Consider the following 7,535-nt stretch of genomic DNA (forward strand, 5'->3'; position numbering starts at 1 on the left):
GACACTGGTCATCGGGCGTTCCTCTCGTTCGTCGGCAGAACGGCTGACACCCGGAAGGTCTCCTCGTCGGACGTCACCTGCAGCTGCCCACCGACAGCGGTGACACGCTCACGCATCCCAAGCAGACCGTAGCCGCGCCGGGTCGACAGCCGCTGCGGATCGGATGAGCGCAGATTGGTCACGGTCACTACAACCTCGCCCGGTCCCGAGGTAAGGGTCAGCCGTGTCACCCCGTCGCCGTAACGATGGGCGTTGGTCAGGGCCTCCTGTACGACGCGGTAGAGGGTGAGCCCGACCGCGGGAGTCAGCACGGACCCTGCCAGCGCACTCAGATCGGCCTCGACATCCAGACCGATGCGCCGGAACGAATCCACCAGGCCGGCCAGCTGGCCTGGCCCTGGGGCCGGCTCAGGCGCGCCCGACTCGCCCTCATCTCGCCGTAGCAGCCGGAGGATCTGCTGGGTCTCGGTCAGGACCGACTGGACCGCTACCCGGGCCGCGTCCAACGCGGCACCGGCGCGCTCAGCCCCTTCCGGCAGGCTCACCTCAGCCACACCCAAATGCATGTTCACGACGGCGACCTCATGACCGATCAGGTCGTGCAGGTCACGAGCGATCCGCAGCCGCTCCTCGACCAGCGCCTGCTCACCCTCACGCCTTTCGGCAGCCACCAAATCTGAGGCACGCTGCCGGAGAACCTCCTGGTAACGCCACTGCGCACGGACCCCGCCACCAACCGCAGCCGCCGCAGCCGCCACCGCGCCCGCCGATATCGCCACCGGGGACTGAGCTTCTCCACCTTCGGAGACGCGAACTAACACATATAGTGCATTTCCAACAAGAATTCCGCACCACAATGGAGGAGCTCCACCCAACGTTGCCGAGAGCAACGTGAACGCCACAACGGTCCACTCCGTGGTCGGATCCGCCCCCACCGCCACAGCCAACCCGCAGCCGCCCACCGTCAGGACCAAACCCGCGACGGGGCGAGACGACGCGAGGAGTGCACCGCAGGCAGACACCGCCAGTGCCCAGTAGGCCGACGCCCCGTCGCCGCCCCACGCGACCACGCCAGCATCCGCGACTACAGCCAGCAACGACACCACCACCGCACCGCGGCGGATCAAACGGATACGCCGAGGCCATGCCAGCCATACGGAAGTTCGTTGCCCCGCCGCAACCTTTGCCATTCACCGATTGTCCTGCACCCAACGACCCACCCCAGCCCAGCACCGGCGGCATGGCCAACCGGTCACAATCGCGGCTGACCGGGGATCATCAACCACTGATCCCCGCCGACCGACCGCGCGAGACCGACAGATGCTGCTGACGCGCTGGCCGGCAGCGAGCTGATCCGGTTATTGCCGCCAGGGTTGTTGTAGGCCTCAAGGTAGGTCTGGGCGAAGGCGTACACCCCGCAGTGAGGGCCCGTGGTGAGTGTGTGCGCTTCGGCCGGGGCGGGATAGGTGGTGTTGCAGCTGAAGAACTGGCCGATCAGTGGCATCGTTTCGGGTTGAGGCAGATCATGTCGACGATATCGACAGCCGGGTCGGCGAGGTCGATCTCGCTTGCACCCTCGGGCTGAACTCGTCGCACCAGCGGCACCGGTACTCCGGCGGCATCGCGCTTTCACCAGACGCCGGGCTGGGCTCGTCCCGGATACCCCCGCGCCGATAGCCCAGCGCTTCGACTCGCTGGCAGGCCGGGCAGCGCCGGTACACCGGGGCGGTACTTCCACTGTCGTGTAGTACCGCAGGTTGGCGTACGCCGTGGTCAAGCGCTCGACGGCGGCACGCGCGGCCCTGATCACCGGCCCTCCTCAGCTGGTGCGGCCGGCTGGCAGCAGACCCAGCCAGTGGCGTGAGACGTCTGTGTCCAGCGCCACCCGGCGCGGGTGAGTTCGCCGGTCACGACGTCGGGCAGTTGCTGCGGCTCGGTGTCCCTGGCCAGTTCGGCGAGCTGGCCGGTCAGGAGCGGGCCGTCGCCGCAGGCCAGGCACGCCACGGCGTAGACGGTGTGTGGCTGGCACCGGCCGCAGTGCTGCGTTACCTGGATCCGGTCCGGGTTCTGGTCGCTGGTTGACCACCAGTCGGTCTGGAGTTCTTCGCGGAGCCGCGCGGCTGCGACCTTCCCGTTGGGCACGCTGCCGCAGCCTGGGCAACCGAGACGGTGTTGGTTGGCCTGGCCGTGGGATGCGATGACGATGGCCAGATCTGCGGCCACTGTCGCGGTGTGGCCGATGGTGAGTGCCCGGTGCACGGTGGCCCGGCTGGACCCGACCGCTTCGGCGATCCGCCGGAGCGACAGCCCATCGGCTTTCAGCCGGTGCGCGGTACCGATCTGGCCGGGCGTCAGCGACTTGCCCCGGCCGGCTGGGGTGATCGCGCGGCGCGCGTTGTTCTTGACCTGATGTTCGCGGGCGATCCGATAGACGGTGGCCCGCGAGACGCCGTACTTCGTCACGAGTTCGTCGACCGGCGTACCGGTCATGAACTCGCCTGCTAGGTCCTCCTCGAGCCGGGCGGTGAGCTTGCGTGGACGGTGGGCGGTCTTGCCGGACTCCCGCGCCGACGCAACCCGCTCTTGCTTGTAGATCAGCTCGACCTGCCCAAGGAACAGCAACAGCGCCTTGGCCATCTCGGTCGCGGGGCCGGGGTTGCGGGTGTCGAACGGGATCGGCCCGCCGATCACGTTCACGTGCACGCCCATGGCGGTGAGCTCGTTGAACAGGTGCAACATCTCGGTCTGCGTCCGGCCCAGCCGATCCAGCTCGGGCAGGTTGAGGACGTCGCCGGCGCGGAGCCGAGGCCGGAGCTCGAGCCAGCCCTGACGATTGAAGTGCTTGCCGGTGAGCTTGTCGACGTACAGCCGCTGGTCGTCGCCGGTCGGGCCGTCGGGGATGCCGTAGGTGGTCAGGGCGTGGACCTGGCGGTGCAGGTCCTGCTTCTTGGTCGAGACGCGGGCGTAGCCCCACTCGATCCCGGTGACGCCCGTCGCTGTCATGTCCCAACAGTATCGATACTGACACTGCCGCATCGGTGAGACAGGGACGGTGTCTCGCGAGTTTGTTTCGTCTAGATCGGCTGTCTCACGAGCCATTCTCGAAACCTCACTTCCGAGACAGCGGTGAGACGAGCGGCTGGTCATCAGACCAGGTCGGTTCGGCCGAGCCCGGCGGGTCCGGGCAGGAACGCGGCCGGGATGCCGGCGCCGAACAGGTAGGCACGTTGCTGCTCGAATTGGGCGAGGCTGGGGCAGCTGGCGGTGAGCCATGCCAGGAGCTGGCGGGCGACGCGGTGGTCGATGCGGGCCTGGACCATTAGCACTTCGGCGTCGGCGACTGCTTCCCGCCAGGCGGTGGGTGCGGCCGGGCGGTCGCCGTCGTAGACGTACTGGCGGCGATGCGGCTGGATCGCGGACCCGAGCCGGCCGCACGCGGTGATCTCGCCCTTGGCGGCGAGGTCGAGGGCCGCGGCCGCGGCGCGCAGCATCCAGTGCTGCAGCTCCGGCTCCAGGCGTTCGTAGACCTGCCAGACGTTCAGCCCGCCCCGCTCGGGTAGGCCGGTGGCGGCCCACACTTTCTGGAGCGTGGTGCGGGCCTCGGTACGGCGGGTGCTCAGCGCGAGACTGACCTCATCCAGCAGCGATCGCAACAGCCGCAGCCAGACTGCCGCGTGGACCTGCCGACCGGGCAGGTCCACGCATCCTGTCGTCAGCGCGGTGTGGGTGTATCGCTCGAGTGTGGCGAGCGGTTCGGGCACCATCCGTGGTGGCATCGGTTGCTGGTGGGTCAGCATGTGGAGCGTGACCTGCTGGCGATCTTCCAGGTAGCAGCCGTGCTCGCCGCAGCTCACCATCACCGAGAGCTGCCACATCAAGGAACTGCCGCGCCCGGGGTCGGCAGCGCAGACCGGGCATTGCCGGGTCAGCCTGTGGGTGGGGCGCCACGGTCCGTTCCAGCGGCGCGAGTCGCCGACCTGGTTGTGACCGGCCTCACCCAGTGCCAGCAGCACCGTGTTGGACCGGACGTAGTTGACGAACACCTGCTGCTGCTGGCCCGGCCGGGGTAAGCCGGGGGTGTCGAACAGGTACAGCGCCCACCCCGACAGCGTCATGGCCTGCAGCTGGCCAGGCTCGACGCCGGTTCGCTGGGCCAGGGCGAGCAGCATCGTCCAGGGCGGGTCGAAGTCGAGATCGTGCGGCACGGTCACGCCGTCAAGGTCGAGGTTGTGCTCCCCGATGAGGTTGCTCGCGGTCATGCCGTACAGCACGGCCAGCCGGTCTAGCCACGACGACAGCGACTCCAGCTGGCCCGGCGGCGGGTGTAGCGGCCACCTGCCCGGCGGTACTGTCACGTGAGTTCGCGCTCGAACAGGCGCCGGCGTTCGGTCGGGCCGGCGTACGAGGCCAGCTGAAGCGTGCGCTGGTTGATCGACTCCTCTCCGCACTCGATCGCGGCAACCGCTGCATCGGTGAGCAGGCCAGCCAGCTCACCGATGGTTCCTTCGCTCCGGGTCAGCAGGTATGACGTCATCTCCGGCGTCGCAACCAGCGACGGCCGCCGCAACGGGAACGCCGCGGCGAAACTCGCTAGCAGCGAGCACGCGTCGGCTGTGGTGGGTTCCCACCGCGGCAGCGGCAGTGGGGCGAACCGGTTCTCCAGCTGGTCGTCGGCCCGGATCGCGAGGTACGCCTCGTGGGTGCCGACACCGACCAGCGGGATCCGCAGCTCGTTGCCGAGAAACCGCAGCAGGTTCAAGAACTCGCGGCGCCGGTCCCCAGTGCCACCGAAGACGTTGTGCAGCTCATCGATCACCAGCATCCGCACCCCGGCGCCGCGGAGCATCTGCAGCACGACCTGCTCCAGGTGGGCGATCTGGTAGGTCTTGCGCAGCGGTGCGCCCATCGCGGTCAAGATCGTGGTGTAAAACCGGGTCACCGACGGATTCGACGGCATCTGCAACGCCAAGACCGGGATCTCCTCGCGGTCGGCGTGCGAGACCGTCGGGTGATCGCGGCGGAACTTCTCGATGATCATCGACTTGCCGTTGTTCGTCGGCCCGACCAGGAGCAGGTTCGGCATCCGCTGCTTGACCGGCCACGCCAGCAGATTCTCCAGCCGCTGCAGCGCCTCGTTAGCAGCGGGGTACCCGATCCACCGGTCGGCCCGGACATACCCCAACCGCTCCGCCGCCGGCAGAGCGGCGATCGGCCGTACCGCCTCGTGCAGGTGACTCAGATCCAAGTCGGTGCCCTCGACAACGACCTCCGGCCTCACCATTGCTCGATCACCTCGAACGGCCGGACCATGCCCATCTCAACCGCCGGCGCCGCTGGGACAGGCAGGACGTTCGGGTCGGCTGCGGGCGTCGAGGTACGGCGTTCCCTGTCCCGGCGGGCCTTGCGGGTCGTGGCCGCGGCGGTGTCGGTGATCTCGCGCATCTGCGCGACCGTGGCGAATAGCGCCTGCTCGTCGACGTCGGCGCGGCCCTGCTGCCGCAGCCGGGTGATGGCGGCCTGCTGCTCCCAGATACTGATCGGTGGCCGCGAAAGCACCCGGTACGGCACCGCGAGGTACGTCGTACCGTCCGGATCCAAGGCCCAGATCCGGCTGATGTCGCGCGGATCCCGCCGCAGTACGAGCTTGCCCAGCTCGTCTCGGCGAGCGATCCAGGGCTTGAGCGCATCGCAGTAGTACTGCACGTGGTCGATCACGAACCCGCTCCGCGACACAGTGCGGCGGAACACCGGCAGAAAGTCGACCAGGAACGCCGTCTCGTTCGACACCGTGCCCGGGGTACCGTCGCGCTCGGCGAGCTCGAACCACACTGCGGCCGGAGTTCGGCCCAATCCGTCGTGGACCTGGCCGTGGTAGCAGGCCACCGCCAGGGCAAGCCAGGCGTTCAGCTCGGCCATCGTCAGCACCGCGCGGCCGTCGGAATCGTAAGCGCCGCGCTCAGTGACGTTCGAGAACGTCGTACCGGGCAGCTCGTCGTGGACCAGGCCCATCATCGTGCCGATCACCCGCTCCACGATCCCGCCGAAGTGCGGCAAGCCCGGCGGCCGGTACGACAACGCGACGCCGTGCTGCTCACACCCGCGACGCAGCGCCTCGCTCTTGAACTCGCTCGCGTTGTCCACGTACAGCTCGTGCGGCTTCCCGCTCATCGGCCACACCGCCTCCACACCCAGCTGCTCCAGCCAGGCCTGCTTGCCAGTCGCCATCCGTGCCAGGCACAACCCGACCGACGTCGCCGAGGGCGCCTCGAGTGTCACCACCAGGCCCATGATGCAGCGACTCGCGACGTCGATCGCCGCCGTGAGATACGGGCGGCCGATCGGCAGGCGCTGACGTTCGTCGACCACGATCACGTCGACCGGCGTGTGGTCCATCTGCACCTGCTGCAGCAGCTGCGTGATCTCCGGTGGTACGCCGCCGGCCGAACTCTTCGTCCTCGCCGCGTCGCGGCCTTCCCGCGCCTGGGTCGACTGCACCGGATCCAGCTGCGCGACCCGGCGCAGGACCGTGCCACGCGACGGCACCTGCAGACCACGAACCCGGCACAGCCGGGTGATCTCCCGGCAGACGGCTGCCACCGATCGCCGCTGCCTGGTCAAATAGCGAGCGTGCAGTACCTGCCGAACGATCGCCTCGACGTCGTCGGGCAGTCGGCTCCCACCGCGGCCGCCGTCGGACCGGCCCGGCAACAGGTCCGACACCACGCCGCCGCCATCACGCCACCGGCCCAGCAGCACGTAGACCTGGCGCCGCGACAGCCCGAGCTCGTCAGCCGCCGCGTCTACAGCGGTCACACCTGCGGAGTCCAGCGCGGCCAGGCGGCTGATCACCGCGGCCTGCCGTACAGCGGCCTCCCACAGCTCGTCCGATGCCGTCAGCACACCACGTTCAGATACCTCGTCCTGGTCCAAAGCCGTGTCTCCAAGCTCGCGAATCCGCCGAGCTCAGGACGCTAGTGCAGGCGACTTCGGTACACCGCGATGACTCGCACTCGCCTGCAAACCGGTCACTTCGGAGCGCTGAATCTGTGCAGACGACTTCGGACATCGACAACAACGAAACCGCCGCCACTGCCACCGCAGTACTCCGCAACGCAGTCACCTGGTACGCCGACCGCGGCATCACCACCATCGAACGAGTCCTGTCCGACAACGGCTCCGCCTACCGCAGCCACCTCTGGCGCGACACCTGCACCGAACTCGGCATCACGCCCAAGAGAACCCGCCCCTACCGGCCCCAGACCAACGGCAAAATCGAGAGATTCCACCGCGCCCTCGCCGACGGATGGGCCTTCGCCCACTTCTACCCCGACGAAACCACCCGCCGAGCAGCCCTGCCAGCATGGCTCCACCACTACAACCACCACCGACCCCACACCGCGATCGGCAAAATCCCACCCATCACCCGCTTAACCAACCTGCCTGAGCATTACAGCTGATATGTAGGGACCTCTTGTCAATAGGCAGGTTGAGGCGCCCGTCCCGGAGTGTGTTCGGGGTGGGCGCCTCGTGGCTTC

6 protein-coding genes and 1 pseudogene are annotated in these 7,535 nt (G+C 68.3%); 1 reads left to right on the forward strand and 6 read right to left on the reverse strand.

Features of this window, described 5'->3' with window-relative positions; all coding sequences use genetic code 11:
* Window positions 1-8: 8 nt before the first annotated feature.
* The 6 genes from ABD210_RS32305 to ABD210_RS32330 form a co-directional block, all read right to left on the reverse strand.
* Entirely contained in the window at window positions 9-779 is a 771-nt protein-coding gene (locus ABD210_RS32305) for a sensor histidine kinase (RefSeq protein WP_344116863.1), read from the reverse strand.
* A gap of 473 nt (window positions 780-1,252) precedes the next feature.
* Window positions 1,253-1,504, reverse strand: a complete 252-nt coding sequence (locus tag ABD210_RS32310) for a hypothetical protein (RefSeq protein WP_344116864.1) — start codon at window positions 1,502-1,504, stop codon at window positions 1,253-1,255.
* Window positions 1,505-1,806: 302 nt separating this feature from the next.
* The gene (locus ABD210_RS32315) at window positions 1,807-3,003 is read right to left on the reverse strand and encodes a recombinase family protein (RefSeq protein WP_344116866.1); all 1,197 of its coding nucleotides are present in this window, start codon (window positions 3,001-3,003) and stop codon (window positions 1,807-1,809) included.
* 143 nt (window positions 3,004-3,146) lie between these two features.
* Window positions 3,147-4,355 (reverse strand): TniQ family protein, encoded by a 1,209-nt coding sequence (locus ABD210_RS32320; RefSeq protein WP_344116868.1) that lies wholly within the window; start codon window positions 4,353-4,355, stop codon window positions 3,147-3,149.
* Window positions 4,352-5,281 carry a TniB family NTP-binding protein gene (locus tag ABD210_RS32325; protein ID WP_344116869.1) on the reverse strand — a complete coding sequence of 310 codons (930 nt, stop codon included), beginning with the start codon at window positions 5,279-5,281 and terminating at the stop codon, window positions 4,352-4,354. The genes ABD210_RS32320 and ABD210_RS32325 overlap by 4 nt, the downstream gene beginning before the upstream one ends.
* Window positions 5,275-6,900, reverse strand: a complete 1,626-nt coding sequence (locus ABD210_RS32330) for a Mu transposase C-terminal domain-containing protein (protein ID WP_344116871.1) — start codon at window positions 6,898-6,900, stop codon at window positions 5,275-5,277. Before ABD210_RS32330 ends, ABD210_RS32325 begins: the two co-directional genes overlap by 7 nt.
* A 173-nt stretch (window positions 6,901-7,073) precedes the next feature.
* Here ABD210_RS32330 and ABD210_RS32335 point away from each other — a divergent pair.
* A pseudogene (locus ABD210_RS32335) lies at window positions 7,074-7,457 on the forward strand (integrase core domain-containing protein); the annotation flags it as partial.
* Between the last annotated feature and the right edge of the window lie 78 nt (window positions 7,458-7,535).

The sequence above is a fragment of the Kribbella alba genome (assembly GCF_039529635.1).
Classification (GTDB): Bacteria; Actinomycetota; Actinomycetes; order Propionibacteriales; family Kribbellaceae; genus Kribbella; species Kribbella alba.

Excerpts from the sequence above, each read along its gene's own strand:
- ABD210_RS32310 (WP_344116864.1), bottom strand. The coding sequence starts at position 1,504 with ATGCCACTGATCGGCCAGTTCTTCAGCTGCAACACCACCTATCCCGCC.
- ABD210_RS32315 (WP_344116866.1), bottom strand. The coding sequence starts at position 3,003 with ATGACAGCGACGGGCGTCACCGGGATCGAGTGGGGCTACGCCCGCGTC.
- ABD210_RS32325 (WP_344116869.1), bottom strand. The coding sequence starts at position 5,281 with ATGGTGAGGCCGGAGGTCGTTGTCGAGGGCACCGACTTGGATCTGAGT.